Below are 21444 nucleotides of genomic sequence, written 5' to 3'. Positions count from 1 at the left end.
CCAACAGCCCCCGGCGGCCAGGAGTGGCGGCATTACACAATGTCGGCGACCGCTCGACATCGGCGCCCATACTCCCTACCAGCGCGAGATTGTGGTGGCTATCCCCGGTTCCTCGCAAACACGATCGCGAGGCCCCGCAAGGTGAGATCGAGATCCTGCTCGGTGAAGCACTGGCACTCCTGGGCCACCATCTGCGCCCATTGGCCGGTCGCGACGACGCGGACGGATCCGGGATCGGTGCCCAACTCGCTGATGATCCGATCGACCAAGCCCTCGACTTGGCTCGCGGTGCCGAACACCACCCCCGATTGAAGGGCCGCGACGGTGTTCTTGGCAACCACGGTCTGGGGACGGACGAGCTCGACCTGCCGCAGCTGGGCGCCACGGGCGCCCAGCGCCTCCAGCGAGGAGGCGATCCCGGGCACGATGACCCCACCGATGTAGCGCCTCTCGGCATCCACGACGTCGAAGGTCGTGGCCAGGCCGAAGTCGACCGCGATGGCGGGCACCGTCCCTGCCGCCAACGCGACGGCGTTGCAGATCCGGTCGGTGCCGACCTCCCGCGGGTTGTCGACCTGCACGGGGAGGCCCGTCCGAGCGCCCGGCCCCACCACCACGCGCGGCACCCCTGCGAACTCGCCGACCAAGGTCTCGCGCCACTCGTGGAGGACGGCGGGGACGGCGGCGCTCACCACGACCCCGTCGATCTCCGGCAGGTGACTGCCCAACAGCCCGCGCACCAGCACCGCCCATTCGTCGCTGGTCCGGAGCACGTCGGAGGACACCCGCCACCGATCGGTGACCACCGCGTCGACTGCAGAGTCGTCGAGCAGACCGAGGATGGTGTGGTCGTTGCGGATGTCCACGGCGAGCAGCGTCACGGGTGCACCTCGACCGACGAGACGGCTCGATCGGCTCCGCCGGGCAACGTGTCGCGGCCAACGGCCGGACTGCCCAGCACGATGGACATGTTGTCGATGAGCCTGGTCGTGCCGACGCGGGCCGCGACCAGCACGCGGCCTTCGGTGCCGGCGGGGACCTCCGCAGGCAGCGGTTCCAGGGACGGATCGGTGACGGCGAGATAGTCGACCTCCACGGCCGGCCAGGTGGCCAGCTCCGCCCGGGCGGCGGCCACGGCGGCGGCCGCACCCTCGATCGCTGCGGCCCGAGCGGCAAGCAGCGCCCGGGACAGGCCGACCGCCTGCTGACGCTGCTCCGCGCCGAGATAGCGGTTGCGCGAGCTCATCGCCAGACCGTCCGGCTCGCGCACGGTCTCAGCGCCCACGACGTCGATGTCCATGCACAGGTCGGTGGCCATCCGCCTGATCAGCGTCAACTGCTGGTAGTCCTTCTGACCGAAGACGGCCACCTCCGGCCGGACCAGTCCGAACAGCTTGGCCACCACCACGAGCACCCCTCGGAAGTGTCCCGGCCGAGTCTTGCCTTCCAAGATCTCGGCCAGCGGCCCCGGATCGAGCGTCACCTGGGGCTCGCCGCCGGGATAGACCTCCTCCACGGTGGGGGTGAAGACGATGTCGACGCCTGTCGCGGCGCAGACCTCGAGATCTGCCTGGAGCGTTCTCGGATAGCGGTCGAGATCCTCCTGCGGTCCGAACTGCAGCGGGTTGACGAAGATCGACGCGACTACCGGACCGGTGCCGACCGCCTGTCGCGCAACGTCCATCAGGCTCGCGTGGCCCTCGTGCAGGGCACCCATGGTGGGCACCAGGCCAACCCGGTCGGGCCTGCCACGTCGGTCAGCGAGCAGGGCGGCCAGCTCAGCACGGCTGCTAGCCACCCGCGGCGCCGCGCTCATGTCAGCGGGCTCGTACTCCCGCGGGGGACCAGTGCGTCGTCGAGCACACGGCGGATCGCAGCCGCCCGGATCGGCAACACCCGTCCGTCGGTCACCACCCGGTCCAGCGTCGCGCGCGCCATGGCGACGTACGACGGCAGCGTGGGCGGGGCGTTGGCCGCGATCTCGGCGAGATGGTCACGCACGGTGTTCACGTCGCCTCGGACGATCGGGCCGGTCAACGCGGCATCGCCTTCGTGGAGTGCGTTGTCGAGAGCAGCGGTCAGCAGTGGGCGCAGGGTGTCTGCCGCCGACAGGCCGGAGCTCTCCGCGCCAGCGGCGCTCAGCAACTCCACTGCCTGCGCTACCAGGGTGACCAGGTGGTTGGCACCGTGGGCCAACGACGCGTGATAGAGCGTCCGCTTCTCCTCGGGGATCCACATCGGTCGGCCACCCCAGGCCTGCACGAGCCGCTCGGCCAACTCCCTCTCGGTCGCCTCGGCGGTCACCCCGAAGACGCACCCGTCGAGGCGGGTGAGGTCGACCGAGGTGCCGGTGAAGGTCATAGCGGGATGGATCGCCAATGCTCGCGCACCCGCCTCGGTGACCCGGTCGAGCACGGCGAGGCCGTGCCGACCGCTGGTGTGCACCACGCATTGACCTGGCCTGATCGCTCCGGCATCGGTGAGCACGGTGGCGACGTTGGCCAGCATGTCGTCAGGGACGGTGAGGAGGAGCACGTCGCACGCGCGCGCGACCACGCTGGGCTTGGCGAGCGGAACGCCGGGTAGCAGAGCGGCGGCGCGCGCCCGGGAGGCGTCTGATTCGCCGGCTGCGGCGACCACCCGGAAACCCGGGTGACTCTCGAGCACGGAGGCGAGCACCGCCCCCACACGGCCAGCACCGATCACACCGACGCGCAACGGCTCGGTTTCAGTCGACATCTGTGGACCTCTTTCGTTCCAGTCCCTCCGACCACCCGCTCACGCGGGCCGGGGTGGGTACCAGACGGTTGTCTCGGGTCACTTGAGTAACGCTGAGAGTACGCTCGCGGATTCCTGCTTGGGAACCGGGGCGGAGAGTGACGAACCCAACACCCCGGTCCCAGAACCGGCGGGGCCGACACGACGAGTGATTCCGTGTCGGGCACCTAGAGCAGGCCGGAGCGCCGCCGGTGGCGCGGATCGGCGACCTGGTGCCCGTCTGCTGCGGGTCTACGGGTGCTCGGACCCGTCTGGTGCGCCGTTGTGGGGGGTGAGTGACCGGCAGAACGGACACTCGGCACCCACAAGGGCGCAGGAGAGCCCACAACCCCACAGCAGACGGGGATCGACGGCCAGCGGGACGCGGTCGTCGAGCCCGGCGGGCAGCATGGCCACCAGGGTGCTGGTGCGGCTACCGCACGGCAATCACCGACCTGCTCCCTCAGATCCAGGTTCCACGGAGCCCGAGGCAGTGGTCAGGAGGCAGTGGTCAGGAGGCAGTGGTCAGGCGTGCTTGCGGAGGCCTTCGACGCCCACGGACTCCCAGGCGGCGAGCTCGGCCTTGAGGACGTCACGCTCCTGCTCCAGCTCGGCGACGCGGACGATCGCCTCGGCGGCGCGCTCCTCGGCGTCGTCGAGCTTGGCGGCAGTGCGCAGGGTCTTGGCCTCGGTGGCCTCCACCAGACGCTTCTCTGCCTTCAGTTGGCGGGCGGTCTCGGCCGCGCGGTGCTGGGCGGCGCAGAGGGCGTCCTCGACCTGGGCGAGGGTGGCCTGGTTGCGGGTCAGCTGCTCGGTCATGGACTCGACGAACGCGGTGTTCTCTGCGGCGCGGGCCTCGGTGAGGCTGGCGAAGGCGCGGGCCTCCTGGGCGCGAACCCGGGCGTTCTCACGGCGGGAGTCCATCAGCTCGGCATGGGTCAGAGTGGTGGCGCCGGCGCCGAGCAGCACGGCGACAACCGCGGAGACCGTCACGGCCGTGACGGACCCGACGGTCACGGCGACGGCGATCGAGCCGCACGCGGCAAGGAGGAGGATCACAGCCGCTATGACACGACGGCTGCGCTGACGACGGCGGGCGCTTGGGGAAGATGCCATGGGGGCAGACTAGGAGGTCGCCCGGCCGGGCGCTGGCGTTGCGAGCGGCGTGTCGCGGAGTGCTCGGCAAGGCGGAGGAGGGAGGAGGGACGGAGTCCCGGCGACCGACGACAACGCGGCCCAGTGCCCGTGACGGGCCGCGCAGCAGGCAGCGCCCGCTGGGCGACCTCCTAGGAGGTCGGATCGTCCGATCGCGTGCGACACGCTCGCTCGAGCAGCACCGCACCCACGGTCATCAGCACCGCCGCAACGGCAGCGGCGGCCGATCGGAGCAGCCGATCGGTCGCCAGACCGGCCTCGTCGCCGACCCAGCTGAGCGCGTAGCCGGCGTACCCACCGGCGAAGAATGCGCCGACCAGCGCACAGGCTCGCGCGAGCACGAAACGGTTCACCATCTGATGGCCCGGCGGCCGCTCGCCCACACCGCGCATTGCCCGGGCGGTGGAGCGAGCGGTGAGCAACAAGAACACCCCGACGAAGAGTAGGGCGACCGACGGGAGCCACGAGACGTTCGGCGCGGCGCCGCGCCAGCGCTCGGAGAGCGGGTGCACGAACCAGCCCACGGCCAGACCGACGACCGTCCAGCCGGCCAGCGCTCCTGGTGGCACCGGGCGCAGGCGACCGGGCCGATCGGCGTCGTCCTCCGGTTCGAGTTCTGGCAGTGGAGGCTGATCCCTCACGGGATCTCAAGCACCAGGTCGTCCCGGCGCGCCAGCCCGGCGCTGTCCAGCTCGGCGAGCAGATCCGCGACCGGACCTGCGTCGGGGAGCACCGCATCGGGCTCGACGTCGTGCCAGGGCTGCAGCACGAAGGCACGCTCGGCGGCGCGCGGGTGCGGAAGCCGAAGCGCATCGGTGTCCGAGCGGCGATCACCGACCACGATCAGGTCGACATCGAGCGTGCGCGGCTCGTTGAGCACGCCGGTGCGCTCGCGATCGAAGGCATCCTCGATCGCCAGCGCGCGGTCGAGGAGCCGTTGGGCCGGCATCGTGGTGTCGAGGAGCACGACGGCGTTGAGGAAATGGGGTGCATCCTCGGGGGAGTCGACGGGTTCGGTCTCGTAGACCGGGGACACCGCGGTGAGGAAGACATCGGGGGTGTCCGCCAGCGCGGTCAGCGCGCCTTGGAGGCTGGCCATTCGTTCCCCGAGATTCGACCCCAGCGCGATGACCACGCGCCGGATCGGATGCATTTCCCCAGTGATGGTGTCGGCGTCGACCAGATGCGGGTTGGGGGCCTGGCTCACGGTCGCTCCTCTCGTCGGCGAGTGATCGTCAGGGCCACGTCGTCGAAGGTGGCGTCGATCGGCGCATCGGGTTTGTGCACAGTGACTCGCGCCCATTCAACACGCCCATCCAAGCAGCACACCTTCGCCAGCCGATCGGCCAGGGTCTCGATCAGGTCGACCGGATCGGTCTCGACCGCCCTCTTCACCGCCTGGACCAGCGCGCCGTAGTCCACGGTGTCGACGAGGTCGTCGGACGCCGCCGCGGGGCGGGTGTCCAGGCCCAGCTCGAGGTCGATCACGAAGAGCTGGCCCTCTCGCCGCTCGAACTCGAAGACGCCGTGGTGGCCTTGGCACTCGATCCCGGTGATCCGCAGGGTGTCGGTCATCGGCTCGGCTCCTGCCCCGTCGTGCGTCCCGTCGCGTGCCCCTCGAGCGAATCGGCGGGCAGGTCGTAGCGCAGCCGCTGCCAGACGGCGAGCGCGTCGCTCGTGGCGCGCACGTCGTGAACGCGCAGGCCCCACACACCACGGTCGGCCAGCAGCGCTACCAGCGCGCTGTGGGCATGCTCGCGGTCCGAGGTCGATCGGGGTGTCCCGTCGGGAGAGGCGAGCAGCGAGCCGAGGAACGACTTGCGAGAGGCGCCCACCAGCAGCGGGAAGCCCAACGCCTCCAACTCATCCAGCGCGCGCAGCAGCTGCCAGTTGTGCTCGGCGGTCTTGGCGAACCCCAGGCCCGGGTCGAGCACCAGCCGGTCGTCGGGCACGCCCGCGCTCCGGATCGCTGCCACTCGTTCGGCCAACTCGGCGCATACGGCCGCGACGACGCCACCCTGGTCGTCGTACGACGCCAGCTGCTGCATGCGGTCGCTGTGGGCCCGCCAGTGCATCGCGACGTACGACGTCTCGGTGGCGGCCACGACCTCCAGGATCCGAGGGTCGGCGAGACCACCCGAGACGTCGTTGACGAGCCGCGCCCCGGCGTCGACCGCGGCGCGGGCGACCTCCGCGCGCATCGTGTCGACCGACACGGCCACGCCGGCCTCGGTCAGCCTCTCGACCACGGGCACCACGCGAGCGAGCTCCTCCTCCAGCGGCGGGCGCACCGCACCGGGACGGGTGGACTCGCCACCGACATCGACCCAGTCGACACCCTCAGCGGCCATCAGCAGGCCGTGCTCCACCGCGCTGTCCACGTCGGCCCAACGACCTCCGTCGGAGAACGAGTCGGGAGTGACGTTCAAGATGCCCATCACCTGGGGCCGGCGGCGTGCCACGTCAGCCACCGCGGTGGATCAGGGACATCGCCTCGGCTCGGGTTGCTGGGTTGTGCATGAGCCCACGGACGGCGGACGTGATGGTCCGGGCGCCGGCCTTGCGGACCCCCCGCATCGTCATGCACAGGTGCTCGGCCTCGATGACGACGACGACACCGCGCGCCTCGAGGATCTCCATCAGGGCGTCGGCGATCTGGGTGGTCAGCCGCTCTTGCACCTGGGGGCGTTTGGCGTAGACGTCGACCAAACGGGCCAGCTTCGAGAGCCCGGTGATCTTGCCGGACTCGGCGGGGATGTAGCCGACGTGGGCAACGCCGGTGAAGGGCACCAGGTGATGCTCACACATGGACCAGAGCTCGATGTCGCGGACCAGCACCATCTCGTCGTGCCCGATGTCGAAGGTGGTGGTGAGCACGTCATGCGGGGTCTGGTGCAGGCCGATAGTGAGCTCGGCGTAGGCGCGGGCGACGCGGGCCGGAGTGTCGCGCAGACCCTCCCGGTCAGGGTCCTCTCCGATGGCGATCAACAGCTCGCGGACGGCCGCCTCCGCGCGCGCTGCGTCGAAGGACGGCACCTCGTCCGGCGCTCGGTCGGTGATGCTGATCGGGTCGGTCATGCCGAGGGCGGAGTGACACCCGGATCGCCGTGCACATCACCGCCGGGCCCCGGCGGGGTCACCACCGCTCCGCTGTCGGGAACCGGCGCCGGGACGACACCGTCGGTGCCGTTGACCCCGGAGCCGTTCACGCCGTTGGCGCGGTCGCGGACCTCCTGGGGGATCTCCACCGGTGGGATCGCGGACGGGTTGCGGGCCGGCGAGCCGGTCCACGCGGGCCGCGCGGGGTGCCGGCGCAGCGCGGAGAAGATCTCCGCGGCCTGGTCACGGTCCAGGGTCTCCTTGTCGACCAGCTCGAGCACCAGCCGGTCCAGCACGTCGCGGTTGTCCTCGAGCACGTCGTACGCCTCTTGGTGCGCTGTCGCGAGCAGCTTCTTGGTCTCCTCGTCGACCGCCGCCGCGACCTCCTCGGAGTAGTTGCGGGTGTGCCCCAGGTCGCGACCGAGGAAGGGCTCGGAGTTGCTGTCGCCGAGCTTGATCGCACCGAGCCGCTCGGTCATGCCGTACTGCGTGACCATGGCTCGGGCCAGTGCCGTCGCCTTCTCGATGTCGTTGCCGGCGCCGGTGGTCGGGTCGTGGAAGACCATCTCCTCGGCCGCCCGGCCGCCGAGCATGTAGGCGAGCTTGTCGAGCATCTCGCTGCGAGTCTGGGAGTACTTGTCCTCGTCGGGCAGCACCATCGTGTAGCCGAGGGCCCGCCCGCGCGGCAAGATCGTGATCTTGTGCACCGGGTCGGTGCCAGGCATCGCCGCGGCCACCAAGGCGTGTCCACCCTCGTGATAGGCAGTGATGAGCTTCTCCTTCTCGCTCATCAGGCGGGTGCGCCGCTGTGGTCCGGCAATGACCCGGTCGATCGCCTCGTCCAGGGACTCGTCGGTGATCAGTTTCTCGTTGCTGCGCGCGGTCAGCAGGGCAGCCTCGTTGAGCACGTTGGCCAGGTCGGCGCCGGTGAAGCCGGGCGTGCGTCGGGCGACGTTCAACAGGTCGATATCGGGCGACATCGGCTTGCCGCGGGAGTGCACCTGGAGGATCTGGAACCGGCCGTTCAGGTCGGGTGCGTCCACCTGGATCTGCCGGTCGAAGCGCCCGGGCCGCAACAGCGCCGGGTCGAGCACGTCGGGACGGTTGGTGGCCGCGATCAAGATGACACCGCCACGCACGTCGAAGCCGTCCATCTCGACGAGCAGCTGGTTGAGGGTCTGCTCCCGCTCGTCGTGGCCGCCGCCCATGCCGGCGCCGCGGTGGCGGCCGACGGCGTCGATCTCGTCGATGAACACGATGGCCGGGGCGTTCTCCTTGGCCTGCTCGAACAGGTCGCGGACCCGCGAGGCGCCCACGCCGACGAACATCTCGACGAAGTCGGAGCCGGAGATGGAGTAGAACGGCACGCCCGCCTCGCCTGCCACCGCCCGGGCGAGCAGGGTCTTGCCGGTGCCGGGCGGACCGTAGAGCAGGACGCCCTTGGGGATCTTCGCGCCCACCGCCTGGAACTTCGCGGGCTCCTGCAGGAACTCCTTGATCTCGCCGAGCTCCTCGATGGCCTCCTCACAGCCCGCCACGTCGGTGAACGTGGTCTTCGGCATGTCCTTGGAGATGAGCTTGGCGCGTGACTTCGCGAACTGCATCACGCCTCGACCGCCACCGCCTTGGACCTGGTTCATCAGCCACAAGAAGATGAGCACGATCACCACGAACGGCAGCAGGCTCAACAGCAGCGAGGCGATCAGGCTCTGGGTGGCCTTCTCGGAGTTGGACTTCTCGATGGTGCCCTTGGAGATCTGCTCGTCGACCTGGGCGATGATGCCTTCCTGCTGGCCGCCGATCCAGTACGCCGTGACCTTCTTGCCGTCGTCCAGCGTCGCCTTGATCTGCTGGTCTCCGTCGACGAAGGTGATCTCCTTGACCTCCCCAGAGGTGATGTCCTTCTGGAGCTGGGAGGTGGTGACCTGGTCATAGCTGCTGGGCGTGAGGTACTGCAGGGCAAGGAGCACCCCGATCACGGCCACCACGATCCAGAACCACGGACCCTTGAAAATGCGCTTCACAGGCTTCTCTCGACGACGTTCACTCGGACAGGCTTCAAGGCCTGCGCGGCAAATGAGCCGCTCAGGCCGACGACGCTACAGGTCGAAACTGTGCACATTCTCGCAGAGTCGCCCAACTTCCGCCTGCGGTACGCCGCTCTCCGCCATCCGACGCTCGGCTCGGGAGCACTGGCCCGGGGTACTGGCCTAGGGGTACTGGCAGGGGTACCGCCTCAGGAGTAGACGTGTGGCGCGAGGGTGGCGACGTCCCTCAGGTTGCGGTATCGCTCGTTGAAGTCCAGGCCGTAGCCGACCACGAACTCGTTGGGGATGTCCCACCCGACATAGCGCACCGGCACGTCCATCTGCGCCGCGTCCGGTTTGCGCAGCAGCGTCGCGATCTCGACGCTGGCCGGCTTGCGGCTGGCCAGGTTGGAGATCAGCCAGCTCAAGGTGAGCCCGGTGTCGATGATCTCGTCGACGACCAGCACGTGCCGGTCGGTGATGTCGGTGTCGAGGTCCTTCAAGATGCGGACCACTCCGCTCGACTTGGTGCCGGAGCCGTAGGACGACACCGCCATCCAGTCCATCTCGACGTGCCGCCCCAGAGCGCGGGCGAGGTCGGCCATCACCATCACCGCGCCGCGCAGCACGCCCACCATCAGCAGGTCACGCCCGGCATAGTCGGCAGCGATCTGGTCGGCCATCTGCTGGATCCGCTCCTGGATCTCGGCCTCGGTGTAGAGGGTCTCGACCAGGTCGTCCTGCACGTCCGCGGCGTCCATGATCCCGCAGCCTACTGATCGGCGTCCGCGGCCGCCGGACCGGACCGCTCCACGTGCAGCATGCCGTCGCGCCGCACCGCGCGGAGGTGTCCGGGCAGGTCGATCCAGCGCTGCCCGCGCCAGTCCACGACCAGGGCATCCACGGCGAGGACATGGGTGTGAAAGAGATCGGCTGCCGGGGCACCGGCCCGGAGGGCAAGCAGCCGCAGCACGCGTCGGCGTACGGCGGTCGGCAGCACCGCCAGCTCCGCGATCGGGGCGGGATCGGTCAGGGCGGCCAGGGCGAGGTCGGCTAGGGCGAGGTCGGCCAAGTCGTCGAGGTGGTCCATGTCGACTCGGAGCTGGTCGGCGGTCCGCGCCAGCGCCTCGGTGACCCCGGGACCGAGCTCGTCTTCCAGCATCGGCAGCACCGTGTGCCGCACGCGCGACCGGGTGAACCGCGGATCATCGTTGTGGGGGTCCTGCCAGGCCTCGATGCCCTGAACCGCGCAGGCGGTCTCGGTGTCGGTGCGCGAGACCTCGAGCAGTGGCCGGCGGAACGGTCCGAACCCGCGGCGCATGCCGGCCAGCGCGCGGCCGCCCGAGCCACGGGTCAGGCCCAGCAGCACGGTCTCGGCCTGGTCGTCACGGGTGTGCCCCAACAACACCGCGTCCGCCTCGAAGCGTTGGGCGAGCTCTTCGAGCACGGCATACCGCGCCTGCCGGGCCGCCGCCTCCACGCCGAGACCGCCCGCCTCGACCCGGACCGTCGCCGTGACGGTCTCGTCGACCCCCAGGGCCGCCATCTGGTCCACCACGCGTGCCGCCTGCGCGGTCGACCCTTCCTGGAGCCCGTGGTCCACGGTGACTCCGACGACGCGCCAGGCGCTGTCCGCGCGCTCGGCGACAGTGGCGGCGACCAGGGCGAGCGAGTCGGCTCCGCCCGAGCACGCCACCAGGACCACGGCACCGGGGTCGAGGTCGGCCAGGCTGCGGCGTACCTCTCGGCGGACGGCGGCGACGGTCGGGTGCAGCGCCACGAGCTTCTCCCGGACCCGGCTACGCGAGCACGCGGGCGACCCAGGAGTCGGGGTCGGCGATCTCGGCCTTGGACGGCAGGTTCGCTGGCTCGGCCCAGACGGCGTTGAACTGCTCCATCCCGGCCTTGTCCACGATGGCGCGGACGAACTTCGCGCCGTCGCGATACTGCGCCATCTTCGCCTCCAGGCCCAGCAGCCGGCGCAGGATCTTGTCGAGGGTGCCGACACCCTTGCGGCGTCGGTTGAACTTGGCCCGAATGCTGGCCACCGACGGGATCACGCTCGGGCCGACGCCGTCCATGACCACATCGGCATGCCCCTCGAGCAGCGACATCATCCCGGTCACCCGGTCCAGGATCTCGCGCTGCTCGGGGGTGGCCATCACCTCGGCCAGGTTTCCGCCGGACCGGAGCGCCTCGACCGCCTTGGTGATCGCCTCCTCGGTGAGCCGGGACGGCTCGACGGTGTCGCCGAGCGCCTTGACTTCGGAGAAGAGGTGCTCCCTCATCCAGGGCACCGCGGTGAACTGGACCCGGTGGGTCTCCTCGTGGAGGCAGACCCAGAGCCGGAAGTCGGCGGGATCCGCCGAGAGCTCCCGCTCGACGTGCACGATGTTCGGGGCGACGAGCAGCAGCCGTCCGTCAGGGTCGAAGAACGGATCGAACTGCCCGAGCACCTTGCTGCCCAAGAAGCCCAGCAGGAAGCCGACCTCGGCCCCGGCCACACGGGACCCGATCGTGCGGGTGAGGCCCGACGGCGCGCCCTTGCGCTCGGTCAGCTTGTTCACCAAGGGCTCGATGATCGTGGCGAAGCCCTCGGCGTTGGCCTGGACCCAGCCAGCCCGATCCACGACCAGGATCGGCGCTGTCTTGTCGGCGGCAACCAGACCGGTGAACTCCCGCACCAACCCTGTCGACCGGTCCGCGCCCGCCCGCAACTCCTCGACCGCCGCGCTCGCCTCCGCCGCGCTGATCGTTGGCCCCGGCCCCGCTATCCTCGCGCCCAGGCTGGCCGCCAGGCTCCAGTCGACCATCGCCGCGCTCGTGTCCATGGGCTGACCCTACGGGTCCACCCCCAACACCGAGAGTCGAAGTCCGAGCGATCCCTGCCGCTAGTGCCTTGTCGCGGCCAAAGGGCGGGATAGGGCGGCGTCCAGGCGCGTGCATCGCAAGGCGCCGGAGCGAAGCCATACCGCTGTTGTCTTGCGAGCGACGGCAACGCGGCGAGGTGCGTGCCTGGGGGTCGCGGTAGACCGTGAATTGGTTGCGACAGGGCACTAGTGCGCCACCCGCGTGCACGCGCAGTCGGCGAGTGCGCCGGCGATCCGATCGAGAGCGGCTCGGGCGCCGAGGGTGTTGCGCAGCGCGATCCGGTCGGCCATCGCCACGAACACCAGCGGTCGGCCGGCGCGGTCGGTGACCATGCCGGCCAGTCCGGAGACGCCGGACAGGGTCCCCGTCTTGGCGCGGACGACACCCCGACCCGCCTCGCCACCTGTCTCGAACCGATAGGACAGCGATCCGGTGAAGCCAGCGACCGGCAACCCGGTCAGCACCGGTCTCAGCTCCGGATGGTCGGGGTCGGCGGCCAGGCTCAAGATCGCGGTCAAGACGGCTGGGTCGAGCCTATTGTGTCGGGACAGGCCGCTGCCGTCGTAGATCCGGGCGTCGTCGAGCGGCACCCCGAGCTTGCGCAGAGTCTCCTCGACCCCCCGCACGCCGCCACGGAACGACCCGTCGCCGGCGACCGCCAGGCCGACCTGATGGGCGAGCACCTCGGCGCCCTCGTTGTCGCTGACATCGAGGACGTGCTGGACGATCTGGTCGAGAGGAGCGCTCGACACCGAAGCCAGCGAGGTGGCCCCGGACGGCGCGACCCCGGGTCGGGGCGCTGCCGTCACCCTAATCCCGCGCTTGCGCAGCGCGGCCGCGAAAACCTCCGCCGCGTGACGGCTGGGGTTGTCCACTCGGCCATAACCGGACGCCGGCCTCCCCTCGTCGACCCAGAGCGCGGTCACCGGCGCCACCACGTCGTCGGGGCCATAGTCGGCCTCCCACTTCGGGTTCAGCTCGGGTCCGCTGAACAGGCTGGCGTCGTAGAACAGCCGCACCCGACGCAGGTCGGCCTCGCGCAGGGCGCGAGCGGTCTGCGCCGCCAGCGTGCCCAGGTCGGCGCGCGCCGGATAGACCGAGTCGCCCTCGTCGGCCGGGGTCGGTCGGCGTGCCAGATAGGGGTCACCACCGCCGACCAGCACGATGTCCCTCTTCGCGTCGGCGGCCACCACCGAGGTGGTGAAGGTGTGGTCGGGGCCTAACGCCGACAGCGCAGCGGTGGCGGTGAGCAGCTTGGTGGTCGAGGCCGGGATGACCGAGCCCTCACCGAGGGAGTACGTCGGTCCGCTCGCGTCGAGCGCGGCGACCCGCACCACCACGTGGCGACCGAGGGCCGGATCGGTGGCAGCCTCGGCGACCGCGGACCGGGCCCGGCGCGGCAGGACGGCGACACCGCTGGTGGGGGCCGCGGGTGCCAGCTCGGCCGGCGCGGCCGCCTCCGGTGGCGTCACCCCGATCACTCCTGACTCGGCTGACGGCGTCCCGCTGGCGGAGGGCTGGTCTTCCGAGATGCCCAGATAGTCGTCAAGCATCCCCTCCTGCCAGGCGACGGTGAGGCCAGCGACCAGGGCACCGACGACTCCGAGCACCGCGAGCCACCGCAGCGTGCGCCGCATCCGACCCGCCACGCTCGGCTCCCCTCGACTCCCCGTTCGGGCCGCCTCCGACGGGAGGCCGACGCGCACCACTGTCTCATCTAGTGTCGTCCGCCACCCAGTCACGCGGCCCGTCCGCGGCCCGTCGACAGTGGGAGCGCCCCTTCCTGGCCCAGATGCCAACCGAGCACTGCCACACCGTCCTGTCCCGGTTCTTCCACCAGTGGATCGACACCGCCTATGCGCCCGGAGGCGGTCGCCACCGGCCGCACCTGACCGCCCCGGGCGTCGCTGGCGGCGGTCTCCCGGCGCAGTGCCGATAGGGCGGCACCACCGAGTGGGCGCTGCGACGGAGTCAACGGCGCGACGACCCACTAGGCGACATGCTCCGAGGGGTGCCGGATCAGCGAGCGGTGCATCCGCGCCCGATCCGGCAAGGCCGACGAGCGAAGGCGGGCCGGAGGCCCGTCGAGTCGAGGAGAACGCCGCCGGTCGGGATGCGGGGCGCCGCGAGCCCGGCATCTCCCCTTGGAGTATGTCGTCTAGGATCCGGTGATCAGGTCGGTGGACACGGCAGGGTTGAGGAGGGCACGTGCTCGAGTTCGACGTACTCGTGGAGATCCCGAAGGGGAGCCGCAACAAGTACGAGGTGGACCATGTGTCGGGGCGGATCCGGCTGGACCGGACACTGTTCACCGCGACGCAGTATCCCGCCGACTACGGCTATGTCGAGGACACCCTCGGGCTGGACGGCGACCCCCTCGACGCCTTGGTGTTGTTGTTGGGCGAGCCCACCTTCCCCGGCTGTCTGATCAAGTGCCGGGCGATCGGGATGTTCCGGATGACCGACGAGGCGGGCGGCGACGACAAGGTGCTGTGCGTGCCCATCACGGATCCTCGACTGGAGCACCTGCGCGACATCAACCACCTGCCGAAGTTCGACCGGCTCGAGATCGAGCACTTCTTCTCCGTCTACAAGGACCTCGAGCCGGGCAAGTCCGTCGAGGGTGCCAACTGGGTGGGCCGCGACGAGGCAGAGAAGGAGGTGCTGGCCTCCTTCAAGCGCCAGCGCGACCGCCTCGCTGCCGAGGCCGACGAGCACTGACCCGGCCGCCTCAAGTAGGAACGCGCGGTCGTCGTCTGCGGGCGCCGGGGCGACCATGGTCTCTGACGTCCGCAGCGGAAGCTCGCCCGCGACGACTCAGGGGCGGGCGAAGAAGTTCGGCGCGATCCAGTAGTACATCGACTCCTGGCTGACCGGGCGACCGGTGCGCGGAGCGTGGATGATCTGGCCGTCACCGATGTAGAGCGCCACGTGGTAGATCGAGGACGAGCTGCTCGAGGACCCCCAGAAGACCAGGTCGCCGGGCCGGAGCTGGCTCGACTTGATAGCGGTCGACTGCTGGTACTGCGCCACGGAGTAGTGCGGCAACGACTTCCCGCCCGCACGCCACGACATCATGGTCAGCCCCGAGCAGTCCCAGGCGTCCGGACCGGCCGCGCCCCAACGATAGGGCTCGCCGAGTTGGGCCTTGGCGAAGGCGATGGCAGCCGAGGCACCCGATGCGGGCGGCGGCGGGGTGGACGGCGGTGTCGTCGCCGGCGGATCGCTCGGCGTCGGTGTCGACGGAGGTGAGCTGCTCGACGGGGACGACGGCTCTGCGGGATCGCTCGGGCCGGGATCGCTCGGGCTGGGATCGCTCGGGCCGGGATCGCTCGGGCCGGGATCGCTCGGGCCGGGATCGCTCGGCTCGGGGTCGGTGTCGCCCGAGTTGTCGCCCTGGTTCTCGGCCGTCTGCTGGGCGTTCTCGGCTGCCTGCTGCTCAAGCGCCGACTGGCGCTGCTCGGCCAGGTCGACGCTGATGCCCTGAAGAGTGGCCAACTCGCCGAGCAGGTGCTCCTTGCGGTGACCGATCTGCTGGGCCTGGGCGAGTGCGGTCTGCTCCGCCTGACGAGCCTGGTCGCGGGCCGCCTTGGCCTCGTCGGCCGCGGTGGCTGCGTCCGAGCGCGCCCGGTCGGCCAGGTCGGACGCGACCGTGGCGAGCGTGGAGGCGGCCTCGTAGGCGTCGTACTGGTCGCTCATCGCCGACTCCGCGTTGCTGTAGGTCGCGGCGTCGTGGATGGTTGCGTCGATGCCCTTCTCCCCGAGCAGGGTCGAGAACGTGCGCAGCGACGGCCCCGACTGGTAGCCGGTCGCCAGGCCGTCGGCGATAACCGAGCGGCGCTCGGCGAGATCCGCTTCGGCGACGCGGAGCTGCCGCTCGGCACGGCGTACGGCGGCGCGCGCGGTCTGCAGCCGCCACCGGGCGCCGTTGAACGCCTCGGTGGCCTGCGCGGCGGCGATGCTCGACCGACGCAGGTCGTCGTTGGCCACGGCCAGCTCGGCTTGGACCCTGGCCACTTCGGCGGCCTTGCCGGTCGCCGCGCCTTGAGCAGCGTCAACCTCAGCCTGACTCGGGGCGCTGGGCTCGGTCTCGCCGGCGGCCGATGCCTGGGCCAGCCCGACGGTGAGGCCGAGCAGCACCACCAAGGACACCGCCGCAGCAGCGAGCCGATCACGCCCACGGGGCCACCACCGGCGGGTAGTCGTGGCCGGACCTCGCCATGCCGGTTGCACGGTTGTCGTCTCCTTGCGTGGGGCTGCTTGGTGTCGTTGTGGTGCCTCGGGCGACTTCCCCATCGCCCGAGGCACTTCCGGCACGCTAGTGCTCTCCAGTCACAAAAGAAACAGTTTTCACAGAAAAAGTTGCGTTCTCCGGCGAGTCGCCTTGACAAACCACACCGTTGTAATTCACGAAGCGAGCTAAGCGCGGTGCCGGAAGCGCGCCCAGCGACGGCTCAGGAGGCCGTGGACTCGGTGGCGCCCGAGGAGTCAGGCACCGGGTGGTGGCGCTCGAACCTCTGGTTGCACAAGAGGCCACCGACGTAGAACGCGACCAGCGCGATCGCGATGCCGGCGATGTCGTCGGCGATGTAGTGCCAGCCGAAGTAGACGGTGGCGACAACCGTGACACCGAAGTTGACCCAGCCGACCCACCGCAGCAACCGGTTCTGCACGGTGGCCTGGATCATCAGCGCCACCAGCAGGGTGATCGCGCAGTGCAAGCTGGCGAAGCCCGCGACCGACTGCACCGCGTCGGTCAGCACGTTGCCGGTGACATCCTGACGCCCGTCGATGAGCGCCTCCATCAGCTTCGACGAGGGCGTGGCGGCTAGGTCCCGGTAGAGCCAGGAGTACTCGAAGCCCGGACCCAGGGTGGGCAGCGCGTAGTAGGAGACCGTGCCGAGGGACCAAGCGATGCACTGTGACACCGCGAACCAGTAGCCATGGGCGATGTCTCGTGCCCACACCACCCACGCGGTGAGCGCCAGCGGCACCAGCGGCAGGAACCAGAGATAGATCAACGACAGGAACTGTGCGGAGACTGTGGTGCCGAGGAGATCGTGCAGGATCGTCGCGGGCTCGTGACCGAACATCAGGGTGCGGTCGATCAGGTGCAGGTCGCGGTCGAAGTTCACATCACGCACGAACGGCAGGAACGACTTCAGGTTCCGATAGCTGACATAGGTGACGTAGAAGCAGACGACACCCATCACCACGAGCACGATCCGCTCACGGGTCCAGTGCGCCCGAAGTCGCTCCCGGAGCAGGCCCGGCATCTGCGGGAAGTTCAACTTCGACGTCCACAGGGTCCGCGGCAGCAGATCGGCGAGCAGGGCACCCCCGACCAGCAGCGGGCCACGCATCCACGCGGGGCCGAGGAAGCCGTCCGGGTCGAGCAGTCCCTTGTCCAGGTGGACCGCCGTCGCGATCGCCCACGCAGCCATCACCGAGGCGATGACGACAAGAGAGATCTGGGCCCGGCGGTGCATCCGCTCAGTCTAGTGATCCGGTAGTACGGTCCCGATTGGCTGGTTCCACCAGCTACAAGCCAACCAATCGGGACCGTACTACTTCAACGCGAGCAGAGGCGGACGGAATCGGGCAGGAGGCGTCGGGTCTGGGTTAGTCGATGACGGCGAGGCGGGAGGGATCCACCGTCAGCCGCACCCGGTCACCGAGACCGACCTGGGCGCCGAGGGCCGCGACGGCATCCACCGTGCCGAGCTGATCGGTCTCGACCACCAGACGGAGTTGCTCGGGGGTGGCACGCGCCGCGGTGACCACACCGGCGAGTGGGCCGTCGAGAGCGAGCGCAAGCGCCGAGCGGCGTACGGCGACCGCGGGGGCGGTCGGCAACCCGGCGGCCGACAGCACGGCTGTGGCGGCGGCGTCCACGAGGACCCGCGCATAGCCCAAGAAGAGCGCCGTCGCGGTGTCCGCGGGGTGAGCCCACACCTCGCCGATCGGCCCCTCCTGCACCACGGCGCCGTCACGCATCACGGCCAGCCGGTCGGCGACGGCGAACGCCTCGTCGTGGTCGTGGGTCACCAGCACGGTGGTGGTGCCGGCGGCGCGGAGGATCGCGCGCAGGTCACCGGCCAGCCGCTCGCGGAGGCCGGTGTCGAGGGCCGACAGCGGTTCGTCCAGCAGGAGAAGCCGCGGCTGCACCGCCAGAGCACGGGCGAGCGCCACCCGCTGCCGTTCACCGCCGGAGAGCGTCGCGGGCATCCGATCGGCGAAACCGGCCAGCCCGACCAGCTCGAGCAGCTCGGCGACGCGGGCCGCCCGCTCGCCGGCGCCGACCCGACGCAGACGCAGCGCATACTCCACGTTGCGACCCACGCTGAGGTGGGCGAACAGCTGGCCGTCTTGGAACAGCAGGGCGAAGCCGCGCTTGTGAGTCGGTACGCCGCTCAGGTCCCGGCCGTCGTCGAGGATCCGGCCGGCGACGAGCGGCTCCAAACCGGTGATGGCGCGCAACAGGGTGGACTTGCCGCAGCCGGACGGGCCGAGCACGGCGAGCACGCCGCCGTCCTCGAGTCGCAGGCTGACGTCGGCGACGGCCGGTGCCGCGGCGGCGTACCGCACGGTGACGTGCTCGAGCTCCAGCATGGTCAGAACGCTCCCACCGACGGGACCCGGAGCCGCTCGACGACCAACATCACCAGGGCAGTGGTGACCGCGAGCAGGACGGATGCCGCGAGTGCCATCCCGTAGTTGTCCGGGCCGGGATGGCCGAGGAGGCGATAGATCAGCACCGGCAGGGTGGGTCGGTCGTCGCGGGCCAGGAAGGAGGTGGCGCCGAACTCGCCGAGGGAGACGGCGTAGGCAAACCCGGCAGCGGCGAGGAGCGGCTTCCACAGAGCGGGCAGGTCGACCGTGCGCCACACCCGCCACGGCGATGCACCCAGGGACGCCGCCGCCTGGCGCTGTCGGTCGTCGATGCCCAGCAGCACCGGCGACAGGGTCCGCACCACGAGCGGCAGGGCGACCAGGGCCTGGGCGACCGGCACCAGCAGCGGGTTGGCGAGGAGGTCGATCGGCGGCCGACCCAGCGTGATGAGCAGCCCGAAGCCCAACGTCACCGCCGAGACTCCCAACGGCAGCATGAAGAGTCCGTCGAGTCCCGCGCGCACCCGGCGCTCGGCGGGCGAGGTGGATCGGTGGGTGGCAACCACGGTCACCAAGAGGCCGAGCAGCAGCGCCATCCAGGTGGCGTCGACGGCGATCCGCAGCGAGTTGACCAGCGCCTCGCCGGCAGGAACCAGCACTCCGCCCGGCGCTCGACCCAAGGCGCGGTAGTTCGCCAGCCCCCAGCCGCTGCCCTGACCGTCTGTCTGGCGTAGCGATCCCGCGACCAAGGTGGCGAGCGGCGCCGCGACGAACGTCAGCACTGCGGCAGTCGCGAGAAGAGCCGGCAGGTCCGCGCGCCGCGGCCGCCGTGGCCTCGGTCGGACGGGGATGTTGCTGGGGTCGGAGACTGCGCGCATCCGCTGCACCCACCACATCAGGCCGACCACGACGAGCAGCTGGAGCAGCGACAAGGTGGCCGCCGCCTGCAGATCCAGCAGGTTCGTGGTGAGCAGGTAGATCTCGCTCTCGACGGTGGCGTAGCGCTGACCACCCAGGGTCAGCACGATCCCGAAGGCGGTCGCGCAGAACAGGAACACCACACTGGCCGCCGAGACGATCGCCGGCCGCAACGACGGCAGCGTCACCGTCCACCAGACCTGGACGGGGGTGGCACCGAGCGCGGCTGCCGCTTCACCGGGCCGCGGGTCGAGGGACTCCCAGGCCGCACCGACCGCGCGGACGACGACGGAGAGGTTGAAGAACACCAGCCCGCAGATGATCGCCCAGGCCGTGCCGTCCAGGCCGAGGAATCCCAACGGGCCACCTTCGGAGAAGAGCTGCCGGAAGGCGACGCCGACGACCACGGTCGGGAGCACGAAGGGCACCAGCAGCAGTGCGCGCACCAGCCGACGGCCTGGGAAGGCGAGCCGATGGAGGGCGTACGCCGCGGGCAGGCCGGCCAGCACCACGATCACCGTCGCCAACGTCGACGACCACAAGGTGAACCAGACCACCCGGTGCACCCTGGGCCGGGCCAGCACGTCGAGCACGCCGCCGAGGTCGAGCCGGCCGTCGGGCCACAGCCCGCGAGCGAGCATCCCGCCGACCGGAACCAGGAAGAACACCCCCAGCACCAGCAACGGCACCGCGGCCAGGCCGACCAAGCCCGGAATCGTGGCGACGCGCCTCACCGGGTGGTGACCTCCGTCCAGGTGGTCAGCCAGTCGGAGCGATGCGCGGAGATCTCGGCTGGATCGATCGACCATGGCGAGGTGGGCTGCTTGGCGAACCTCTTCCAGTCGGCGGGGAGCGGGGTGTCGGTGCGCACCGGGAAGACGTACATGCTCGTCGGCAGTGCCGCCTGGACCGCGGGGCTCTGCAGGAACTCCAAGAACGCCCGTGCTCCGGCGGGGTTCGCCGCACCGTCGAGCACACCGGCGTACTCCACCTGCTGGAAGCAGGTGTCCAGCAGGGCGCGCGTGGTGGACCTGCCGTCAGCCACCGTGAAGGCCGGCGAGGAGTCGTAGGACACCACGATCGGTCGTTGGCCATGCTGGCCGCCCTGGGTGAAGTCGACGTAGTAGGCGTCGCTCCAGCCGTCCGTCAGCTTGGCCCCGTTGTCCAGCAACGACGACCAGTAGTCGGGCCAGTCGTCGCCGTACTTCGCGATGGTGGCCAACAAGAACACCATCCCGGTCGAGCTGGTCGCCGCGCCAGGGGTCACCAGCAGATCGCGATAGGCCGGTTTCGTCAGGTCGTCGAGGGTGCGAGGCGGTGTCACGTCGTGGGCCGAGAACCAGTCGGTGTCGATGTTGACGCACACGCTCGCGCTGTCGATGGGCAGCAGCTGGTCGCTGCCCTCGGGCAACGCGTAGGCCTCGGCCCCCGGTGCCGGGGAGACCTCGGCATCCTGGAAGACGTGCGCGTCGAGCGCACGGGTGGCGAAGGTGTTGTCGACTCCGAACGCGACGTCACCGGCGGGGGCACCCGCGGTAAGCACCAGCTTGTTGGTCAGCGTCCCCGCGTCACCGGCCGCCTCGACCTCGAGGGTGTAGCCCGACTCCTCCTCGAAGGAGCGGACCAGCTTCTTCGGGAGCGCCCACGACTCGTGGGTCAGCAGCACCACGGTGCCACCACTCTCGGCACCCTCCGCACCGTCGCCGCCGCTCGATCCGGAGGACGAGCCGATCAGGCTGCAGCCGGTCAACGCTGCTGTCGCGAACATGGCGGCCAGCCAGCGGCCGCCGCGCCGAGCCATGCGTGGGCAGTGCCGGGCCTCGCTCGGGGTGTGCCAACTGGTCGACGGGCGGGCAAACAACCTCACGATGACTCCCTTCGCCGGTGCTAACCGGAGCAGGTTCGAGGGTCTGCGGCTGTTCCGCACTCTCAGCTCGCCATCGGTGTCTCCACGCCCGACGGGCTCCCCTGTCGTGGGAGCAATGATAGGTGACTCGCCGCTGAC

General features: G+C 70.3%; 20 protein-coding genes and 1 riboswitch. Of the genes, 1 reads left to right on the top strand and 19 read right to left on the bottom strand.

What is annotated here, in order from left to right:
• Positions 1-98 precede the first annotated feature (98 nt).
• The 14 genes from QM714_RS15245 to dacB all read right to left on the bottom strand — a co-directional run bounded on the left by QM714_RS15245 (position 99) and on the right by dacB (position 13558).
• Positions 99-881 (bottom strand): type III pantothenate kinase, encoded by a 783-nt coding sequence (locus QM714_RS15245; RefSeq protein WP_415102058.1) that lies wholly within the window; start codon positions 879-881, stop codon positions 99-101.
• Positions 878-1816: a pantoate--beta-alanine ligase gene (gene panC, locus QM714_RS15240; RefSeq protein ID WP_415102056.1), complete on the bottom strand. Its 939-nt coding sequence runs from the start codon at positions 1814-1816 to the stop codon at positions 878-880. Before panC ends, QM714_RS15245 begins: the two co-directional genes overlap by 4 nt.
• Positions 1813-2739: a Rossmann-like and DUF2520 domain-containing protein gene (locus tag QM714_RS15235; protein ID WP_415102054.1), complete on the bottom strand. Its 927-nt coding sequence runs from the start codon at positions 2737-2739 to the stop codon at positions 1813-1815. Before QM714_RS15235 ends, panC begins: the two co-directional genes overlap by 4 nt.
• Positions 2740-3282: 543 nt before the next feature.
• Positions 3283-3873 carry a hypothetical protein gene (locus QM714_RS15230; protein WP_415102052.1) on the bottom strand — a complete coding sequence of 197 codons (591 nt, stop codon included), beginning with the start codon at positions 3871-3873 and terminating at the stop codon, positions 3283-3285.
• Positions 3874-4043: 170 nt separating this feature from the next.
• Complete coding sequence (locus QM714_RS15225) at positions 4044-4553, bottom strand: DUF3180 domain-containing protein (RefSeq protein ID WP_415102050.1); 510 nt, start codon at positions 4551-4553, stop codon at positions 4044-4046.
• Positions 4550-5119, bottom strand: a complete 570-nt coding sequence (folK, locus tag QM714_RS15220; RefSeq protein ID WP_415102048.1) for a 2-amino-4-hydroxy-6-hydroxymethyldihydropteridine diphosphokinase — start codon at positions 5117-5119, stop codon at positions 4550-4552. The genes QM714_RS15225 and folK overlap by 4 nt, the downstream gene beginning before the upstream one ends.
• The gene (gene folB, locus QM714_RS15215; protein ID WP_415102046.1) at positions 5116-5487 is read right to left on the bottom strand and encodes a dihydroneopterin aldolase; all 372 of its coding nucleotides are present in this window, start codon (positions 5485-5487) and stop codon (positions 5116-5118) included. Before folB ends, folK begins: the two co-directional genes overlap by 4 nt.
• The gene (gene folP, locus QM714_RS15210) at positions 5484-6374 is read right to left on the bottom strand and encodes a dihydropteroate synthase (protein WP_415102044.1); all 891 of its coding nucleotides are present in this window, start codon (positions 6372-6374) and stop codon (positions 5484-5486) included. Before folP ends, folB begins: the two co-directional genes overlap by 4 nt.
• Position 6375: 1 nt before the next feature.
• On the bottom strand, positions 6376-6990 hold the full coding sequence (gene folE / locus QM714_RS15205) for a GTP cyclohydrolase I FolE (RefSeq protein WP_415102042.1): 615 nt from the start codon (positions 6988-6990) through the stop codon (positions 6376-6378).
• A complete protein-coding gene (gene ftsH / locus QM714_RS15200) occupies positions 6987-9035 on the bottom strand; it encodes an ATP-dependent zinc metalloprotease FtsH (RefSeq protein ID WP_415102040.1) in 2049 nt (682 codons plus the stop codon). Before ftsH ends, folE begins: the two co-directional genes overlap by 4 nt.
• 212 nt (positions 9036-9247) lie before the next feature.
• Positions 9248-9799 (bottom strand): hypoxanthine phosphoribosyltransferase, encoded by a 552-nt coding sequence (gene hpt, locus QM714_RS15195; protein ID WP_415102038.1) that lies wholly within the window; start codon positions 9797-9799, stop codon positions 9248-9250.
• Between the two features lie 11 nt (positions 9800-9810).
• Positions 9811-10818 carry a tRNA lysidine(34) synthetase TilS gene (tilS, locus tag QM714_RS15190; RefSeq protein ID WP_415102036.1) on the bottom strand — a complete coding sequence of 336 codons (1008 nt, stop codon included), beginning with the start codon at positions 10816-10818 and terminating at the stop codon, positions 9811-9813.
• 19 nt (positions 10819-10837) lie between these two features.
• Complete coding sequence (locus QM714_RS15185) at positions 10838-11869, bottom strand: zinc-dependent metalloprotease (protein ID WP_415102034.1); 1032 nt, start codon at positions 11867-11869, stop codon at positions 10838-10840.
• A gap of 225 nt (positions 11870-12094) precedes the next feature.
• Positions 12095-13558, bottom strand: a complete 1464-nt coding sequence (gene dacB, locus QM714_RS15180; protein ID WP_415102032.1) for a D-alanyl-D-alanine carboxypeptidase/D-alanyl-D-alanine-endopeptidase — start codon at positions 13556-13558, stop codon at positions 12095-12097.
• Between the two features lie 559 nt (positions 13559-14117).
• On the opposite strand from dacB, the gene QM714_RS15175 reads away from it, so the two are divergent.
• Entirely contained in the window at positions 14118-14630 is a 513-nt protein-coding gene (locus tag QM714_RS15175; RefSeq protein WP_415102030.1) for an inorganic diphosphatase, read from the top strand.
• Positions 14631-14726: 96 nt separating this feature from the next.
• Here QM714_RS15175 and QM714_RS15170 read toward each other — a convergent pair whose 3' ends face one another.
• From QM714_RS15170 to QM714_RS15150, 5 genes are all read right to left on the bottom strand, one after another.
• Entirely contained in the window at positions 14727-16061 is a 1335-nt protein-coding gene (locus tag QM714_RS15170; protein WP_415102028.1) for an NlpC/P60 family protein, read from the bottom strand.
• Between the two features lie 302 nt (positions 16062-16363).
• On the bottom strand, positions 16364-17398 hold the full coding sequence (locus tag QM714_RS15165) for a phosphatase PAP2 family protein (protein ID WP_415102026.1): 1035 nt from the start codon (positions 17396-17398) through the stop codon (positions 16364-16366).
• Between the two features lie 133 nt (positions 17399-17531).
• The gene (locus QM714_RS15160; protein WP_415102024.1) at positions 17532-18521 is read right to left on the bottom strand and encodes an ABC transporter ATP-binding protein; all 990 of its coding nucleotides are present in this window, start codon (positions 18519-18521) and stop codon (positions 17532-17534) included.
• Positions 18522-18523: 2 nt separating this feature from the next.
• Positions 18524-20173: an ABC transporter permease gene (locus QM714_RS15155; protein WP_415102022.1), complete on the bottom strand. Its 1650-nt coding sequence runs from the start codon at positions 20171-20173 to the stop codon at positions 18524-18526.
• Entirely contained in the window at positions 20170-21306 is a 1137-nt protein-coding gene (locus QM714_RS15150; RefSeq protein WP_415102020.1) for a thiamine ABC transporter substrate-binding protein, read from the bottom strand. The genes QM714_RS15155 and QM714_RS15150 overlap by 4 nt, the downstream gene beginning before the upstream one ends.
• Positions 21296-21419: riboswitch (TPP riboswitch) on the bottom strand. It overlaps the preceding gene by 11 nt.
• Positions 21420-21444 lie beyond the last annotated feature (25 nt).

It is taken from the genome of Nocardioides sp. (assembly GCF_047602075.1).
In the GTDB taxonomy this organism is placed as follows: Bacteria; Actinomycetota; Actinomycetes; order Propionibacteriales; family Nocardioidaceae; genus Nocardioides.
Note: the sequence above shows the minus strand (reverse complement) of the source record. Positions and strands in the feature narration are given on the sequence as shown.